This window comes from Anaerococcus sp., from assembly GCF_030825785.1.
GTDB lineage: Bacteria > Bacillota > Clostridia > Tissierellales > Peptoniphilaceae > Anaerococcus.
This window is the reverse complement of record NZ_JAPJPG010000016.1, coordinates 1-16,999: the sequence shown is the minus strand read 5'-3', so window position 1 is coordinate 16,999 and position 16,999 is coordinate 1. Positions and strand designations below refer to the sequence as shown.

17 protein-coding genes are annotated in these 16,999 nt (G+C 37.9%); 13 read left to right on the top strand and 4 right to left on the bottom strand.

Annotated features, from left to right (window positions below; translation table 11 throughout):
- Positions 1 to 85: 85 nt before the first annotated feature.
- From RCH56_RS03730 to RCH56_RS03695, 8 genes are all read left to right on the top strand, one after another.
- Positions 86 to 1,219 (top strand): BMP family protein, encoded by a 1,134-nt coding sequence (locus RCH56_RS03730; protein ID WP_306483655.1) that lies wholly within the window; start codon positions 86 to 88, stop codon positions 1,217 to 1,219.
- Between the two features lie 119 nt (positions 1,220 to 1,338).
- Positions 1,339 to 2,871, top strand: coding sequence for an ABC transporter ATP-binding protein (locus tag RCH56_RS03725; protein WP_306483654.1), 1,533 nt, complete (start codon positions 1,339 to 1,341; stop codon positions 2,869 to 2,871).
- Positions 2,861 to 4,027: an ABC transporter permease gene (locus tag RCH56_RS03720; RefSeq protein WP_306483653.1), complete on the top strand. Its 1,167-nt coding sequence runs from the start codon at positions 2,861 to 2,863 to the stop codon at positions 4,025 to 4,027. The genes RCH56_RS03725 and RCH56_RS03720 overlap by 11 nt, the downstream gene beginning before the upstream one ends.
- Entirely contained in the window at positions 4,024 to 4,962 is a 939-nt protein-coding gene (locus RCH56_RS03715; protein WP_306483652.1) for an ABC transporter permease, read from the top strand. The genes RCH56_RS03720 and RCH56_RS03715 overlap by 4 nt, the downstream gene beginning before the upstream one ends.
- 56 nt (positions 4,963 to 5,018) lie before the next feature.
- Positions 5,019 to 6,455 (top strand): zinc ribbon domain-containing protein, encoded by a 1,437-nt coding sequence (locus tag RCH56_RS03710; protein ID WP_306483651.1) that lies wholly within the window; start codon positions 5,019 to 5,021, stop codon positions 6,453 to 6,455.
- Positions 6,456 to 6,551: 96 nt separating this feature from the next.
- A complete protein-coding gene (locus RCH56_RS03705) occupies positions 6,552 to 7,565 on the top strand; it encodes a low specificity L-threonine aldolase (protein ID WP_306483650.1) in 1,014 nt (337 codons plus the stop codon).
- Position 7,566: 1 nt separating this feature from the next.
- Positions 7,567 to 7,929: a hypothetical protein gene (locus RCH56_RS03700; protein WP_306483649.1), complete on the top strand. Its 363-nt coding sequence runs from the start codon at positions 7,567 to 7,569 to the stop codon at positions 7,927 to 7,929.
- On the top strand, positions 7,919 to 9,697 hold the full coding sequence (locus tag RCH56_RS03695) for an acyltransferase family protein (protein ID WP_306483648.1): 1,779 nt from the start codon (positions 7,919 to 7,921) through the stop codon (positions 9,695 to 9,697). The genes RCH56_RS03700 and RCH56_RS03695 overlap by 11 nt, the downstream gene beginning before the upstream one ends.
- A 162-nt stretch (positions 9,698 to 9,859) precedes the next feature.
- Here the strand turns inward: RCH56_RS03695 and RCH56_RS03690 are convergent, their stop codons facing one another.
- Both RCH56_RS03690 and RCH56_RS03685 read right to left on the bottom strand, forming a co-directional pair.
- Complete coding sequence (locus RCH56_RS03690) at positions 9,860 to 10,933, bottom strand: C40 family peptidase (RefSeq protein WP_306483647.1); 1,074 nt, start codon at positions 10,931 to 10,933, stop codon at positions 9,860 to 9,862.
- Between the two features lie 67 nt (positions 10,934 to 11,000).
- Positions 11,001 to 11,591: a hypothetical protein gene (locus RCH56_RS03685; RefSeq protein ID WP_306483646.1), complete on the bottom strand. Its 591-nt coding sequence runs from the start codon at positions 11,589 to 11,591 to the stop codon at positions 11,001 to 11,003.
- A gap of 71 nt (positions 11,592 to 11,662) precedes the next feature.
- Here RCH56_RS03685 and glsA point away from each other — a divergent pair, with 71 nt between their 5' ends.
- The gene (gene glsA, locus RCH56_RS03680; RefSeq protein WP_306483645.1) at positions 11,663 to 12,592 is read left to right on the top strand and encodes a glutaminase A; all 930 of its coding nucleotides are present in this window, start codon (positions 11,663 to 11,665) and stop codon (positions 12,590 to 12,592) included.
- Between the two features lie 64 nt (positions 12,593 to 12,656).
- Here glsA and RCH56_RS03675 read toward each other — a convergent pair whose 3' ends face one another.
- The gene (locus tag RCH56_RS03675) at positions 12,657 to 13,112 is read right to left on the bottom strand and encodes an MFS transporter (protein ID WP_306483644.1); all 456 of its coding nucleotides are present in this window, start codon (positions 13,110 to 13,112) and stop codon (positions 12,657 to 12,659) included.
- Between the two features lie 86 nt (positions 13,113 to 13,198).
- Between RCH56_RS03675 and RCH56_RS03670 the strand changes: the two genes are divergently transcribed.
- Entirely contained in the window at positions 13,199 to 14,554 is a 1,356-nt protein-coding gene (locus tag RCH56_RS03670) for an MATE family efflux transporter (RefSeq protein WP_306483643.1), read from the top strand.
- Positions 14,555 to 14,605: 51 nt separating this feature from the next.
- Here the strand turns inward: RCH56_RS03670 and RCH56_RS03665 are convergent, their stop codons facing one another.
- Complete coding sequence (locus RCH56_RS03665; protein WP_306483642.1) at positions 14,606 to 14,881, bottom strand: GNAT family N-acetyltransferase; 276 nt, start codon at positions 14,879 to 14,881, stop codon at positions 14,606 to 14,608.
- 113 nt (positions 14,882 to 14,994) lie between these two features.
- Here RCH56_RS03665 and RCH56_RS03660 point away from each other — a divergent pair, with 113 nt between their 5' ends.
- The 3 genes from RCH56_RS03660 to RCH56_RS03650 are packed head-to-tail and all read left to right on the top strand — an operon-like array spanning position 14,995 to position 16,857.
- Complete coding sequence (locus tag RCH56_RS03660) at positions 14,995 to 15,834, top strand: nucleoside hydrolase (protein WP_306483641.1); 840 nt, start codon at positions 14,995 to 14,997, stop codon at positions 15,832 to 15,834.
- Complete coding sequence (locus RCH56_RS03655; RefSeq protein WP_306483640.1) at positions 15,825 to 16,322, top strand: aromatic acid exporter family protein; 498 nt, start codon at positions 15,825 to 15,827, stop codon at positions 16,320 to 16,322. The genes RCH56_RS03660 and RCH56_RS03655 overlap by 10 nt, the downstream gene beginning before the upstream one ends.
- Entirely contained in the window at positions 16,315 to 16,857 is a 543-nt protein-coding gene (locus tag RCH56_RS03650; protein ID WP_306483639.1) for an aromatic acid exporter family protein, read from the top strand. Before RCH56_RS03655 ends, RCH56_RS03650 begins: the two co-directional genes overlap by 8 nt.
- The last annotated feature ends 142 nt before the right edge of the window (positions 16,858 to 16,999 follow it).

The following is a 16,999-nucleotide window of genomic DNA, read 5'->3' as shown; positions in this document are numbered from 1 at the left end:
AACTTTACATACAAACTATGGACAAAATATGCGATATATTATATGATTATAGTGTAACTAAACAAGCATAATTAGGGAGGAATATATGAAAATTAGTAAAATTATGTCTGTTGCTTCTGCATTAACTTTATCATTAGCGCTAACTTCTTGCGGAGGAGATACAGCAAATGATAAGAAGAATGATAATGCAAAGGCTCCAGCTGAGACAAGCGAGAGTGCTGATAACAAAGCAGAAGAAAATAAGGATGGCGAAGCTGAAACTCCTACTGGTGAAACAGTAAAAGTTACTATGGTGACTGACGAGGGTGGAGTTAACGATAAGAGCTTTAACCAATCAACTTATGAAGGACTTAACGCTTACAAGGATGAAGGAAAATCTGACTTCGATTATATAGAATCACACTCAACAGCAGAATACCAACCAAACCTTGAATCTGCTCTAGATAGTGAATCAGATCTAATCCTAACTGTAGGTTATGCTCTATATAACGATACAGTTACTGCTGCAGAGCAAAATCCTGATCAAAAATATGCTATAATCGACAATGCAAATATTGACAAGGTAGAAAATCTATTGGGTATTACCTTTGCTGACCACCAAAACTCATTCTTAGCAGGATATATTGCAGGAATGAAATCAGAATCTAACCACGTAGGATTCGTAGGTGGACAAGTATCAGACGTAATTGACAGATTTGAATATGGTTTCAAGGCTGGTGTAAAACAAGCTGCTAGAGAAAAAGGTACTGACATCAAGGTAGATGTACAATACGCAAATAGCTACTCAGACCAAGCTAAGGGTAAAAACATCGCTAACCAAATGTATCAAGAAGGTGCAGATGTTGTAATGCACGCTGCTGGTGGAGTTGGTATCGGAGTAATCGAAGCTGCAAAAGAAAACGACAAGTGGGTTATCGGAGTTGACCGTGACCAATCAGAAGAAGCACCAGATCATATGCTAGTTTCTACAATCAAGGGTGTAGGCGATGCAGTTAAACTTGTAATCGACGGACTTAACAAGGGTGAATTCGAAGGTGGTACAACAAAAGAATTTACACTTGCAGATGGAAAAGCAGTTGATATTGCTTACGCTAAAAACGACCTAGTTAGCCAAGAGATTAAAGATAAGGTAGAAGAATTGAGAAAAGAAATCGTTGATGGCAAAATCGAAGTTCCACAAAACGAAGAAGAATTCAATTCTATGGGATATGACAAGTAAAATTTAAAATTAGCAGACTTGCTCCTGAGCATTCGGGAGTAAGTTTTCTGCTTTTTTTTTTATAATATTTTTTAGATTTATGATATGATAAAGGTAGAAAGTTATTAAGGGGGAAACCTATGAAAAAATATTTTGACAAGGCCCCAGTTGTAAGTATGAGAAACATCACCAAGCGCTTTGGCTCTAAGGAAGTCTTGACAGATATAGACTTTGACCTTCACAAGTGCGAGGTCCATGCTCTCCTTGGAGAAAATGGTGCAGGTAAGACTACGCTTATGAATGTTCTCTACGGCATGTTTCCACCAAACGAGGGAAGTATTACAATTAATGGCAAGACCTTTGCTTCTATGACTCCTAAAAAGGCAATCGAAGCGGGGATCGGTATGGTGCACCAGCACTTTATGCTTATAGAGCCCTTGACTGTAACAGAAAATATTATCCTTGGCTATGAGAAATCCAAGGGATTATTCCTCGATAGGAAAAAGGCTTACGCTGAGGTAGAAAAGATAAGCAAAGAGTACAACCTAACAATCGACCCTAAGGCAAAGGTCGAAGACATATCAGTAGGTATGCAACAAAGAGTCGAAATCCTAAAGGCCCTATATCACGGGGCAGATATCCTAATCTTCGATGAGCCTACGGCAGTTCTTACACCACAAGAGATTGTGGAATTTATAGAAATAGTCAAAAGACTTACCGAGCTAGACAAGTCAGTCATAATTATAACCCACAAATTATCCGAAATTAAGGCCATGGCTGATACTTGTACCATAATTAGGAGGGGTAAGTTTATAGACAAGGTCGATGTCAAAAGCGTTGACGAAAACATCCTAGCTGAGAAGATGGTAGGTCGTGATGTAAGCTTTAATGTCGACAAGAAAGCAATCGAAAAGGGTGGAGTTGTCCTAAATATCGAGGACCTATGGGTTAAGGATAAGAGAGGAATTGATGCCCTAAAAGGCCTTGACCTAAAGCTTCACGCTGGAGAAATTTTAGGAATTGCTGGAGTTGATGGTAATGGACAGACAGAATTAATCGATGCCATAACTGGAATGACTAAGGCAAATAGGGGAAGCGTGAACCTAAATGGAGTAGATATAACCAACGCTTCTACAAGGAAAATCCTCGATACTGGTATGAATTCTATCCCGGAAGATAGGCAAAAGCGAGGACTTATCCTAGAATATCCTATAAAGGACAATCTGATTCTAGAAAGAGTAGGACAAGAGCCATTTTCTACAAAAGGAAGACTCAACTTCAAAAATATAGACGATAATGCCAAGGATTTGGTAGGAAAATTTGATATTAGACCAGACGATATAGAAGAAAAAGCGATAAGCCTTTCTGGTGGTAACCAACAAAAGGTAATAATCGCAAGAGAAATCTCAAACAATCCTGACGTCCTAATAGCAGCTCAACCTACAAGAGGACTTGACGTAGGAGCTATAGAATTTATCCACCAATATCTAGTGGAGCTTAGAAATCAAAACAAGGCAGTCCTTCTTATAAGCTTCGAGCTTGATGAGATAATGGACTTATCAGATAGGATCCTCGTAATCTATGATGGTAAAATCGTAGGAGAAAAGGACCCTAAAGAGACAGACGAGTTTGAAATAGGAAGACTTATGGCAGGAGGTATCGATGACAAATAAAGTAAATAGAAGAAAAAGCTTAGGCTCATCTAAGATACTTTTTACCATAATATCAATACTTTTGGGACTTTTGGTAGGAGCCTTGGTTCTTGTAATAGCTGGATTTGATCCAATCGAAGGCTTCAAGAATCTATTCTTGGGAGTATTTAAGAGCCCAAGGAATATGGGATGGGCAATTGTAACATCGACCCCTATTATTATGACAGGTTTGGGTGTTGCCTTCGCCTTTAAGACTGGACTTTTCAACATGGGAGCAGAGGGCCAGTTTATAATTGGAACTGTAGTAGCCTTTCTTGTAGGCTATAATCTAAATCTGCCTCCAGTAGTCCTTCCTATAGTTGCCATAGTCCTTGCCATGGTTATCGGAGCGATTTTCGGTGCCATAGCTGGTTTTGTAAAGGCGAAATTCGGAATACATGAGGTGATTTCTACCATCATGCTCAACTGGATTGCCTTTTACTTCCAAAACTTTGTAGTTTATAGATTTAGGCAACCGAACTCTATGAGCTCCTTTGATGTGGCTGATAATGCAAAGATTACCCTCTTTACTGACGCTGCCAAGAGATTCGATGGATTTTTCTCTAAGTTTTTTAGAGCTCCAATCCACTGGGGAACTATTATAGCCATTGTTGCTGTGATTATTGTTTGGTATATCCTAAATAAAACAACCCTAGGCTATGAGCTAAAGGCAGTAGGCCTCAACAAAGAAGCAAGCCAATATGGAGGAATCAACGCAGGAAATAAGATTATCCAATCTATGGCAATTTCTGGAGCAATATGCTCACTTGCAGGTGTGACCCAAGTTTTAGGCTTTACCTACAATCTATCTATCCTATCTTCCATGCAAAACTTTGGCTTTGATGGCTTAGCGGTTTCCCTTCTCGCATCTAATAATCCTATTGGAGTTATATTTTCAGGACTCTTCTTTGGATCTTTGAAATATGCAGGAGGAAATCTCCAAAGAACTATGGGAGTTCCAAGCGAGATTATCTCAATTATTATTGGAACTATTATCCTCTTTACAGCTGTGCCTTTGGTATTTAGAATAATCAAGGCAAAAATTAGAAAGAAAAATTCTACAAAGAGAAATGAAAAAACTGCTGTAGACATGTCTTATGTCAACAAGGAAATAGAAGAAAAGAAGGAGGAATTATGATTAATCTTACAATTCTAGCCCTAATCATAGGAAATACCTTCTCAAACGCTGCCCCAGTTCTACTTACTGGACTTGGCGGAATGATGAGTGAAAAATCCGGTGTTGTAAATATCGGTCTTGAGGGAATGATGACTATAGGAGCCCTAATTGGAGCTGTCCTTGGTTATTATGTAGGAAATCCTTGGATAGCTCTATTAGGGGGAGGACTTGCTGGAGCCTTCTTTGGCCTAATCCATGCCTTTATCTCTGTAAGTCTTGCTGGAGATCAGACTATATCAGGTATTGCAATAAATACCCTAGCCCCTGGTCTTGCGCTTTTTCTTTCGAGATTGTTCTTTAATGGAGCAACCCAAACTCCTTCAATCCCACTAGAAAACAAGATACCAAGACTTTTTAAGGGGATTTCTTCAAATCAAGTATTTAACAATATATTTGGCCAATATGCGACAGTATATTTATCACTAATCATGGTGGTAGTTTTGTATGTTGTTTTATACAAAACTAAAATAGGCCTTAGGGTAATATCAGTTGGAGAGCATCCAAAGGCAAGTGAGAGCTTAAATATCAACGTAGTAAAGGTAAGATATCTTTCAGTTATATTTTCTGGATTTATGGGGGGACTTGGAGGAGCGAGCATGTCTCTTGCAGTAGTTTCATCCTTCTCTCCAACCCTAATCGCAGGTCAAGGCTATATCGCCCTTGTTACTGTAATATTTGGTAACTGGAAGCCACAGGGAGTGCTTGTAGGATCCTTATTCTTTGGCTTAGCCCAGGCTATTGCAACCTATCTAGGTTCAACCTCAATAGGCATACCTATAGAATTTATTTCAATGATTCCATATATCGCAACCCTACTTATCCTTATAATATTTAAGGGAAGAAGCTATGCACCAAAGGCAAGCGGCAAGCCTTACTTTACAGTAGAAGATATATAAAATATAAGATTATAAATTTTGGGCCTCCATAAGGGGGCCTATTTTTAGGAGAGAGTATGAAATGTAAAAATTGCAATAGAGAGATAGATAGAAACTCCAAGGTCTGCCCTTTTTGTGGCGAGGAAACGAACCTGAGAGAAGAAGATTTAGAAGAAAGTCGAGAAGAAAATCAGGTAGAGCTTTTGGAAGATAATGATGAAGATTTAGAAGACGACTTATCGGATGAAGAAGACTTAATAGACGATGATGACTATTATGATGAAGATGAGGAAGAAATCTATAAGGACATCAACGAGCTTCTAGAAGAGCTAGGTCCTCCCAAGGAGAATAAGACTAAAAAGCTAATCGCTACAGCCCTACTAGCTATTCTTGTGACTCTCGTGGCTTTTTTTGGCTTAAAAAAATACAAGGATTCCCAAATAGAAGAAGTAAATATCGACCTAAATTACTATCTGAACATCAGTGCTGTAGGAGAAAATGGTGATGGAGGCCTTGATATCAAATATGATAAGGAAAGCTTCATAAACGACTACGAGGGAAGAGTCTATGATAGAAAAAGCAAGGAGCAGGTATCAACAGCAAGATTAATAGATGAATTGGAAAAAAACACCAGCTTTGGTGTAAGTAAGGAGCATGGTCTGACTAATGGAGAGCTTGTAAATATTACAATAACTATCGATTATGACAAGGCCAAAGACTTTAATATAAAATTTACCAACCAGACAAGAGACTATAAGGTAGAAGGTCTTAAAGCAAAACAAGGACCTCCTAGTCCAGATGAGAACCCTACTGCCGAGGAAAACAAGGAAGACAATCAGAAAAAAGAAGAAGATAAAAAGGAAGAGGACAAGGAAGAAGAGGACGATAAAGAACAAACGGAAGAAAATAATCAGGTATCTGATGATAAGAAGGATAAGTTTAGCAAGTATATAAAAGATCATATTGGGGGAAGTGAACTAACTAAAGTTACCAGCCATGAGTTTATGGGTAAAGCTAAAAGGGCTGGCGAGGAGATCTATGTCTATAAAATTAATAGCAAGGAAAAAGTTGGAGATATGACCAAGGCCTTTGACTACTATGTAGGCCTAATCGATAAGGGTTCTGGCATAGAGCTTATAAGAGAGGGGCTTACTCACAGAAGCCTAGATGATAAGACAGATACTTATTATGATATATCCTATGAGGGCTTTGCCCTAGTAGATGATCTTTTAAGCTATTTAAATGATGGCAATCTCAAAGTCGACGGCTTAACCTACTACGACAACTTCGAGGCCAAGGAAGAGCCTGCAGGATACTATTTCCTTGAAGGCTATAGCTTGTTTTTAGATAATGACAAAAATGTAAAACTAGAAACTGGCTCTACTGTCTATACAGGAAAGTGGTCAAAAGATAATAACACCCTAACTTTAGATATCAAATCCTTCAACAAGGACCCTATCAAGGCAAACATAGTAGGTGGGGAATTGGAATTTGATGCGGATGTATTTAAATAAGGACAGGCTCAATTAGAGTCTGTTTTTATGTGGCTTATTTTATAAAAATTTCCCAAAATCTTTCTTACTTTGTTATAATATAGGAAAGGAGTTTTTATGTATTTTTTTGTTAATGATTATAATTCGATTTGCTATCCAGAAATCCTGGATGCTCTTAAAGAAAAAATAGATGAAGCAAATATCGGTTATGGCTTCGACGATCACTGTGAAAATGCCAGAGACCTAATTCGAAAATCTCTGGGTGATCCTAGTGTAGATATTCACTTTATCCCAGGGGGGACTTCTGCCAATATCGTAGGCTTAAGTCTTGATATGCGCCAACAAGACTCAATCTTTGCCCTAGAAACCGGCCATATCAATGGCCACGAGGCAGGATCAATTGCGGCGACAGGACTTAAGGTCGAGCTTTGTCATTCTGATTCAGGGAAATTAAATCGCCATATCCTAGAAAAAGAGCTTGAAAAGTTTGATACTGAATTTAGTACAAGACCTAGAAAAGTATATATATCAAATACCACAGAGCTTGGAGAAGTCTACACCAAGGCTGAAATTATGGATTTATATGATTTCTGTAAGGCCAACGATGTGTATCTTTTCATAGATGGGGCAAGGCTTGCGGCCGCCCTCGTCAGTGAAAAGTGCGATTATACTTTGAAAGATTTGAGTACTATGTGCGATATATTCTATCTTGGAGGAACCAAGGCGGGATTTCCTTTTGGAGAAGCCCTAGTTATAGTAAATGATAAGCTCAAAAAAGATAGCCTAAAGCTAATCAAGCAAAAGGGGGCTATGCTTGCCAAAGGCTTTATCTCTGGAATCATGTGGGAGAGGGTCTTCTGTGAAGATGACTTCTACTTAAGAGGGAGCAGGAAGGCCTACGCCATGGCTAGAAATCTTGCCAAAGGGATTGAAGCAAAGGGTTATGAGCTTACATATCCCTTCGAGTCCAATCAGATATTTGTAAACTTAACTGATGAGGACCTAGAAAGATGGAAAAAGATTGCCCGATTTGAAGTTATGGATAAGCTAGAAGATAGTAATATTGTAAGACTAGTAACAACATTTAGAACTAGTGAGAGCGACGTTAGAGGATTTTTGGAAGAGATTTAATATGGAATATAAGAAATTTTTAGAATATTTTGCCAAATTCTCTCTAGGAGTTTTTATCCTCGGAGGAATCTATACCATAGGAAGGCCAAAGACAAAAGCTGTCACAAATTATAAGCTAACTGATGATATTTCATACACTGGAGATCTCTACCAAGGGAAGTTTCAAGGAAGTGGAGTCCTAAAGACTAGGCAAGGAATCTATAAGGGAGACTTCGATAAGGGTAGAATCGGAAAAGATGGAGTCTTTATAGGCGATAACTTTTATTATATAAAGGAAAAGAGTCAGGTTAAGATTAAGTTTAATGATGGAAGAATTTACAAGAAGGCAAATGGGAAATGGGAGGAAGTAAAAGATGAGAATTAAGGGTCTAGATTATCTCCGTGTCTACGGAATATCTATAATTTTAATCTATCATATCTTCAAGGAAATCCTTCCAGCAGGATTTTTGGGAGTAAATATAATGTTTGTCCTATCGGGCTTTCTGGTAAGCTTTCATCTCTTGGATGAAGTCTATAAGGATGAGAAAATCGATCTTGTAGCCTATTACAAGAAGAGATTTATAAGGATCTTTCCTGGAGTCCTCTTCATGATCTTTGTAGTAAGCCTTATGGCCTTTGCTATAAATAAGGACTTCACAGTTTCTTATTTTGACCAATTTATAGCAAGTCTTTCCTTTACTAGCAATTATTACGAGATACTTTCTGGAGGAAGCTATGAGTCTCAATTTGTCAAACACCTCTTCCTTCACACTTGGTTTCTGGCTATAGAAGTCCATTTCTATCTGCTTTGGCCCATACTTACCAACTTTATCTATAAAATGAGCAAGGGGAGTAAAAACGTAAAAAAGACTTTCTCCAATAGGTTTTTCCTAACAAGCCTAATCCTCTACATCCTAAGCCTAGGGCTTAGCATAGGTATGACCGTGCTTGATAAAAATAGGTCTTTTGTTTACTTTTCTGATTTTACGAGACTTTCTTCCTTCTTTATGGGAGCCTTTGTAGCATGCTTTGTCAAAAGATTTGGCTATAGGAAAATCCCTTACAAAGAAGCAAGCCTTGGGGCAGGACTTATAATTTTAATTATGTCCTTTAGCCTATCATACGATATGAAGATCACCTATATATTAGGATTTTTCCTAACCGACCTTCTTACAATTATTGCAATCCTTGCCGCTGTATCGAATGAAGACATAGAAGAAGTAAGCCCAATTAAGAAAATAGCCCCATATACCTACTCGATTTACCTCCTCCACTGGCCAGTTTTTGTCATAATGGAAAGTGCCTTTAACAAGCCAACAGCTCTCCTTATGACCATAATAGTGACAGGAATTCTTGTGATGATAAATTATCATATCTTCGAGCCAGTCTTTAAGGGAGAGGAGATTGACCTTAGGATATTTAAACTAGATCCAAGCACGAGAGTGAGGATAATCACCCTCGTAAGTGTGATGGTAATTTCTTTTGTAAGTGCCATAGGCCTATCCTACGCCTCAGATGATATGGTAAGTCTTGAAAAACAAATTTGGATTGCATCACTTAAACAAGACCTAGGACAAATTGATAAGGACAAGAAGGAGATCGACAAACAAATCTACGAGGACGAAAATCCCGACGAAATCCTAAAAGATAAAGAAGTGACTACGACAATCCTTGGCGATTCCGTGCTTTTGGGAAATAGGGAGTATGTAGAAGAGAAAATCCCAGGGACTTCTGTAGATGCCGAAGGATATAGACTCTTAGAGACAGCGCCTGACATTATAGAAGAATACAAGAAGGAAGGAAAGCTTGGTGAGATAGTAGTCCTATCCCTCGGGACCAATGCTGTAGAAGATCCTGAAAGATCTCTTGAAAGGGTAGTTAAGGCCCTTCCTGAAAAGACTAAGCTAGTTCTTGTCTCCTGCTTCGATGATAGATACGATCATCCCCATAGGGTAAGTCTAGCTATGAAAAAAATCTCTGATAAATATAAATTTATAACATACATGCCTTGGGAAGAAGAAGCCATGGACCATCCCGAATACTACGAGGGAACAGATGGGGTCCACTTTTATGGAATGAAAGATGCCTACGATGCCTACAACAAATTGCTCCAAAAGTCAATACTTGAAGCAAGCAAAAAGGAAGAAAAGTAGATTTCCTTAGAATAAATTAATAAAAATAAAGCAAATCCTTATGGCAAAATTATAAGCCGGTTTTAGGATTTGCTTTTTTATTAGAAAAATTAAGAAATCAAAAGCCCTCTTCTAGGAGGGCTATGGATAAAATACTTTTCACACACTTTTATTATACTTTAATTATTCGAAAATTCTCTTGATTACAAATGGATCGTTGATTGGGCTTACTATTACTCCCTGGCCTGGGCTTGCTGCGTGGACCATATTGCCCATACCATCTGCGATTCCTACGTGGTAGATATCGTAATAGCTTGATCCGAAAAATACCAAGTCTCCTGCCTTTTCTTCTCCAAAGGCAATAGTTTCTCCATATTCTGCCTGGCTTTTGGCAAGGTGAGGTAGGGCAAGTCCAAAGTTTTCGTAGGCTCTTAGGACTAGACCAGAGCAATCGATTCCGTTTTCTTTGGAGACTCCTCCAAAGACATATGGGCTTCCCACGTAGTCAAGGGCGTAGTTGTAGATACTCTTACCTATTTGAGAATCATCACTTTTTATGACTTCGCCATCATCGTCGGTAAAGTAGGTCACATAGATAACTTCATAGACTACATCATCTTCTTGATTTTCTTCTTCGATTTTCTCGTATTTTTCCTTAGTTTCGTTGAGCTTTTTGTAGTTTTCCTTAAGCTTATTTATATATTTCTTATCTCTTTTGGATAGGTCTAAGCTTGAAATCTTAACGAAACCAACCTGCTCGTCCATATCGACATCTTTATCTTTAAGTTTGTCATTTTCATCTATATTGATCTTTTTATTTTTAGCTTCTGCTGGGTTGTAGGCTACCTTTACATAGTCTGTTCCTTCCACAAAGTCTAGGATAGTAAGCTTAGTTGGGCTAAATAAGCTATAGGGATTCTTGTTTTTGGCGTTTTTGTCTGGTGCAGTCTTTAGGTCACAGGTCTTTATTACTTTGACTTCCTTTAGCCTATAGAACCAGTCCTTTCCCACGTAAGATTTTTTTCCTTCAAATTCTATAGTATACCAAAACTTATCTTCAGCCTTGATTTCATATCTCTTAAAGTCTTCTATACCTCCCAAGATTTCAGCATAGTTTGACTTTTCACTTCTTACATTTACTCCTTCAGTCTTCTCCCTATTAAGCATTATGCTATCTGCTTGAGCTGTTTTTGGATAGGCTAAGATAAGGCCAGCTAGGATAAGACTTTTTGTTAGTAATTTCTTCTTAAAATTCACCAATATTCTCCTTGCAATAATCTCTATATCTATTATAGCATAGATTGCTAATTAATTAAGGAGAAATTTAGAAGTTCTTATAAAACTCATAGGCAAAATCAACTAGACCCCTAGAAAAATCATTTCTTAGATAGGCTGGGTCTAGGTGGTTGGTCCTAACCCTGTCAAGTCCGTCTGCGTCCTTGAAGTATTTGGCAAGGACTTTTCCCCTATCGAAGTCGCTTTCTCCTACAAATTCTCTTAGGGTCTCATCCATTATTTCATCTTCCCTGGAGTGGGCAGCGATTACTGCCTTAAGGATGGCTAAGTCAGACTCTTTCACATCATGAGCGTAAGGGATAGACTTCTCGGCAGCCCTTTGTCCATGCTCTGTGTCCCAACCGTCGTTTTGTCTTTGGGTATCGTGTAGGCTTGCTGCGTTGATTAATATATAAGTATCGTCATCATCTAGCTTGTAGGCATAGGCTAGGAGGACAGAGTAAAAGATTACCCTTTCTATGTGATTTCTCCCGTGAATATCCGATACAAAAAGTATATCGTAGTTTAGTTTCTCGTAGGCTTCTACTAGCTTGTCATAATAAATCGATTCCATAAAGCCTTCATAAAAATCGTATTTTCTTATCCATTCATCATTATTTAAAATATCTATAACTCTCATAATAACTCCTTTATAATATTGTACAACATATTTTATACTTGATAAAGGGTATCATATATTAGAGGTGACTTATGTTATATAATAGAGAATTAATTTGCGAGAAATTAGAAAATGCAATTGAAAAAAGTAAAGACTACATAGGTATAGGGGAGCCAGCGAGCTACATCCCAGAGCTTTTGAATGTGGATAGCGATAATTTCGCCTTCTCCTTGGTTACGACTAACGGAGACGCCTTTAACTTCGGCGATGAGAATATAGTTTTCTCCATCCAATCCATCTCAAAAATTGTAGATCTAATAATAGCCCTAACTGATAACAATCCCCAAGATGTTTACGAGAAGGTAGGAAGTGAGCCAACCAAATACGAGTTTAATTCTCTTGTCCCAATAGGAGATAGGGCGGCCAATCCCTTTATCAATGCTGGTGCCATTACTACGACTTCTATGATATTCGGAAGGGATAATGAGGAGAGATTTGATAGGATAATAAATTTCTATCAGAGGATATCTGACTTTAAGGAAAGTAAATTGATGGAAGATGTCTTCGATTCTGAGATGAAGACGACAGATAGAAACAAGGCCATAGCCTATTATCTTAAGAGTAAAAATATTTTTACAGCAAATCCCGACGAGGTCCTAGAGCTTTACATCAAGTCTTGTTCCATAAGCTCTGATATCGAAGGTCTAGCTACTATGGGAGCAGTCCTTGCCAACAAGGGCTATGCGGTCAAAAACAGGGACATGCTAGTGCCAGAATCAATCGTCCAAATCGTAGTTAGCCAAATGGCTTCATGCGGTATGTACGAAAACTCTGGCGACTATTTGATGAATGTAGGCATCCCTTCCAAATCTGGTGTAAGTGGGGCCATAGTAGGAGTTGTCCCAGGAGTCTGCGGCCTTGCTGTTTATTCTCCAAGACTTGATAAGACCGGCAACTCCGTCAGGGGTAAGGAGCTTTTCAAAATCATCTCCCAGGACTTGGGTCTAAATATTTTTGTTTAAATTATTCCTTTTCTGTTGACCTTGATATATTCGTAAAAATAGATGAGGAAAAGGAATAAATAAATTATAGAAAGGCTAGGGCCATTTGGACGATATACTCCATCGAGCTTCTCATACCGTGGAGGAAGGAAGCCTTCTCTCCTTTAAAAAGATGACTGATATAGTTTGCCGAATGCCCATTAAAAAGCCCCATCCCAAAGCCTAGAATGATTTGGGATAGTAGGATGGTCTGGTAATATGTATGAATTATGGGTATGATACCACTTGTAAATACCAGGATTGTACCTAGTTGGACACATTTTTTCATGCCGATAAGCCTCGTTATAGATTCGTTTAGGGCAATGGAGATGATTGTGGCAATTGATGATAGGGTGATTATGAATTCAGAAGACTGTCTTGTTATGGCAAATTCTTTTTGCATAAAAACAAGGATGCCGGAAATAGCAGAATTTCCAGCAGTGATTAGGGCCATCGATAGGATGGCTGCTTCTCTTAACTTATTATCTCTTAAAGCTTTCATTTAAACCTCTTCTAAAATCTAGGAATATCCTTGACTTTGTACATATTTTTTAAGATATAACTAATATTGTAACAGAAGGAGACAAAATGAAAAACAATTTATTAAAATCTTATCTTAAATATTTGATACCGACTATATTGACTATGATTTTATTTTCCACCTATACTATGATAGATGGAATTTTCGTAGGTCAGGGAGTGGGGGCTTTAGGAATTTCTGCGGTAAATGTGGCTATGCCTTTTATAACCTTGACCTTTTCACTTTCGATTTTGATATCCATAGGAAGTCTTAATCTTATCAGCTATCAGTTGGGTAAGGACGATAAGGAAAAGGCAGACGAGTTTTTCTCTATTTGTCTAGTCTTATCCCTATTTGTAGCTGTTTCCATATCAGTTATTAGCTATATCTTTATGGATCCTTTGATCAAGGTTTTGGGAGCAAGTCCCGAGATAAGTCATATAGTAAGAGACTACTTGTCTGTGATAATATTTTTCACCCCATTTTATGTCATGGCCTATGTCTTTGAAATTATGGTCAAGGCAGATGGTAAGCCAATAATTTCTACTATTTTGATGATAGTATCAGCCCTTACAAATATTATTTTAGACTATGTATTTATCTTTCACTTCCATATGGGAGTGAGGGGAGCTGCTATTGCTACAGGGATAGCCCAAGTTCTACCGACTATAGGCTATGCGGCCTACTTCTTATCTCCTAAGGCTAGGCTTAAGTTTAGGAGATTTAAGCTTAAGTTTTACAAGATTAAAGAAATCATATCCTATGGTTTCCCAGCAAGCCTTAACGAGCTTTCTTCTGGGTTTGTGATTCTTTTGTTTAATAATGTAATTTCAGACTATTACGGAACGGAAGGACTTGCAGCCTTTTCTGTGATCTCTTATATAATGATATTTGTTGTAAATACTATGATTGCAGTTAATCAATCAAGCCAGCCCCTTCTTTCTTTCTACTTTGGTAAAGAAAGCTACGAGGATGTCCTAAGGATAAGAAAATATATGCTAAGGACGGTGATCCTCCTTAGCCTTATAATATTTACAATTGTAGAGCTTAAGCCAGAGTTTTTTGTAAATGTATTTATAGCAGATTATGAAGAGTCTTTCCTTCCCTTTGCGGTAAGAGCCTTGAGGATATTTGCTCTATCATACCTTATCATGGGCTTTAATATTATAAACGCAGGCTATATGACCTCAGTAAAAAAACCTCGCTATGATTTCTATATTACTATCGTAAGAGGCTACGTCTTAATGGCTGTTTTAGTCTACGCTTTGCCTCTAATCTTTGGAAGAGAAATAATCTGGAATGTGGCGACTATAACAGAGCTTGTAACTTTGATTTTTTCTATATTTTTGATCAGAGGAGAGAAAAAAGAAATCCGCAAGCCAGAAAGAATCCGTGATAAAGCTATCAAGAAAAAATACCAATAAAATAAGAGTGTTCATGGTATAAATCCATGAACACTCTTTTAAAATTGAGTATTATCTTGCATCTACGTCCTTGTATTTTTCATCTTCGTCGAATTTCTTTACAGCATAGGAGCAGATTGGAAGAATCTTCTTATTATTTTCCCTAGCAGCAGAAACAACTTCATCTAAAAGCTTTCCAGCAAGACCCTGGCCTCCGTATTTTTTATCTACAACTGTGTGAGTAATCTTGTATAGACCATCACTTTCTTCAAATTGGCAAAAACCAACCTTTTTTCCATCGTCTATAGCTTGAGCTTCTTTTTCTTCTTTATTAAAAATAATTTTCATATTATCACCTCACATATTTCTTACCCAATTGTTGGAATTTTAATAAAAGCTACGTTTAAGTTACTTTGAAAAGTGGTGAAAAATTTAGTATAGTAAGGTCAAAGTGAGGTATTATGCAAAAAGAAAAAGCATTTTTATATATAGATACAAATTTCTCAAATGACGAGGCCCTTATGCTCGATATGGCCTTTAGGTCCTTTAACTTCGAGTTAGTAGGCATCTCATCAATCAGAAGCCAAATGACAGCAGAGGCTGGTGCGGATAATATCCTTGGCCTTAATGAAAGTCACGAACTCTTCCTTCCTATAGCAAAAGGCTACGAGGAAAATCTAAAGAAAGATCAAATGGCAAGTAAAGCAGAAGACATCTTCCACTACAACAATCACAAGGACTATCTAGAAGAAATAGCTGTAGAAGATCAGATCTATGACATAGCCCAAGATTGTGGAAAGATCGATATACTAGCTACAGGCCCCCTAACAAATATAGCAAGAGCCCTAGACAAATACGAGGACCTAGAAGATTATATATCCCATATCTTTATAAGTGGGGGCAATCTTTACGGGCCTGAATTTAATTTCAGGGAAGACCCAGGAGCCATAAACAAAATCTTAAATTCTTCTATCGATATCTTTATCCTGGCCAAAAACCTAGCAGAGGGGATAGAAGTGACAGACTCTTTCCTAGAAGGTCTGGACAAAGATAAGAAAAACAAGAAGATTATAGAAAATCTCAAGGCTTATAAGGATAATAGCTTTCTCTATGGACCCCTCCTACTTTATCTAGTAGAAAAGCCAGAAGCCTTTATATTCGAAGAAACAGGCATTAAGGTAGACGATAAGGAAAATATTGGGGAAATGATCAGGGTTAATTCTAGAAGAAAGGTATATCTAGCCAACAGAGTAAATGAAGAAAGCTTCTTAGAATATATCGAAGGCAAATTATGCAAATAAAAAAACCGGGAGCAAGGATCATAAAAACTGGCCTTGCCCTATTTCTATCAATGATTCTTTCAAGTCTAAGAGTAAGTGGCCTACCCTTTTATAGTGGAATTGCAGCGATAATTTGCATGCAACAAGACGTAGCTTCGACCTTTGTAAAGGGGATTAATAGGGCGATTGGAACTATAATTGGAGGACTAACAGGACTAGTCTATTTACTATACATAGGAGGTGCTAAACTCCCTCAGCCAGTAAACATTCTTCTTCTTTCAATAGTCGTAACTATTCTTATCTGGGTGCTAGCAAGTTTTGAGAGAAATCTTGCCATAACTATTGCGGCAATTGTATTCTTATCAGTTACTATCAACCACGCTCATGACGCGGCAGGACCTGTCGCCTTTGCCTTAAACAGGATAATCGACACCATAATAGGAATATTTACAGCCCTATTTGTAAATTGGCTGGATTTTAAATTTAGAAAAGGAGAAAGCCATGGCTAAAATATCAAGGATAAAAAGGCCAGGACTTAGGATAATAAAAACAGTCCTCGCCGTATTTCTTTCCATGGTAATATCAGAACTAAGACCTGGAGAAGGCCTTCCAATAAATTCTTCCATAGCGGCGATAATATCCATGCAGACCAACCTAGTAAATACGAAAGACATAGGGATAAACAGGGTAATAGGAACAATTCTTGGAGGTATCATAGGACTAATCTATCTAATAGTAATCCCAGACTTCAAAGAGCCTTACATCCTAGACTTCTTCCTAATGAGCCTAATAGTAGGCCTAATAATATGGATTATGGCCCACCTAAAACGCTACAACGCCCTAACCATAATGGCCATAGTATTCCTATCAATTACCCTAGATAACGTAAACCAAACAACAGACCTCCCAGTCCTTTTCGCCTTCAACAGAACCCTAGATACACTGATAGGAGTGGTAATATCAATAATAATAAACGGAGCAGAAATTTCTTGTAGGAAAAGAAAGTTTCTTAAGAAAAATGGAATAGACAAGTGGGAGAGGTAGATATTTTTTTCTTAAATATCTTTGGATAAAAATTATTTAGGAATAAATGCATTTATGTATTAGAATATATCTTTAAGCAAGGTTGATCCCTTCGAACCTCAGGGAGACAGCTAAGGGGGCGGCAGAGGCCCCCTCTACCTTT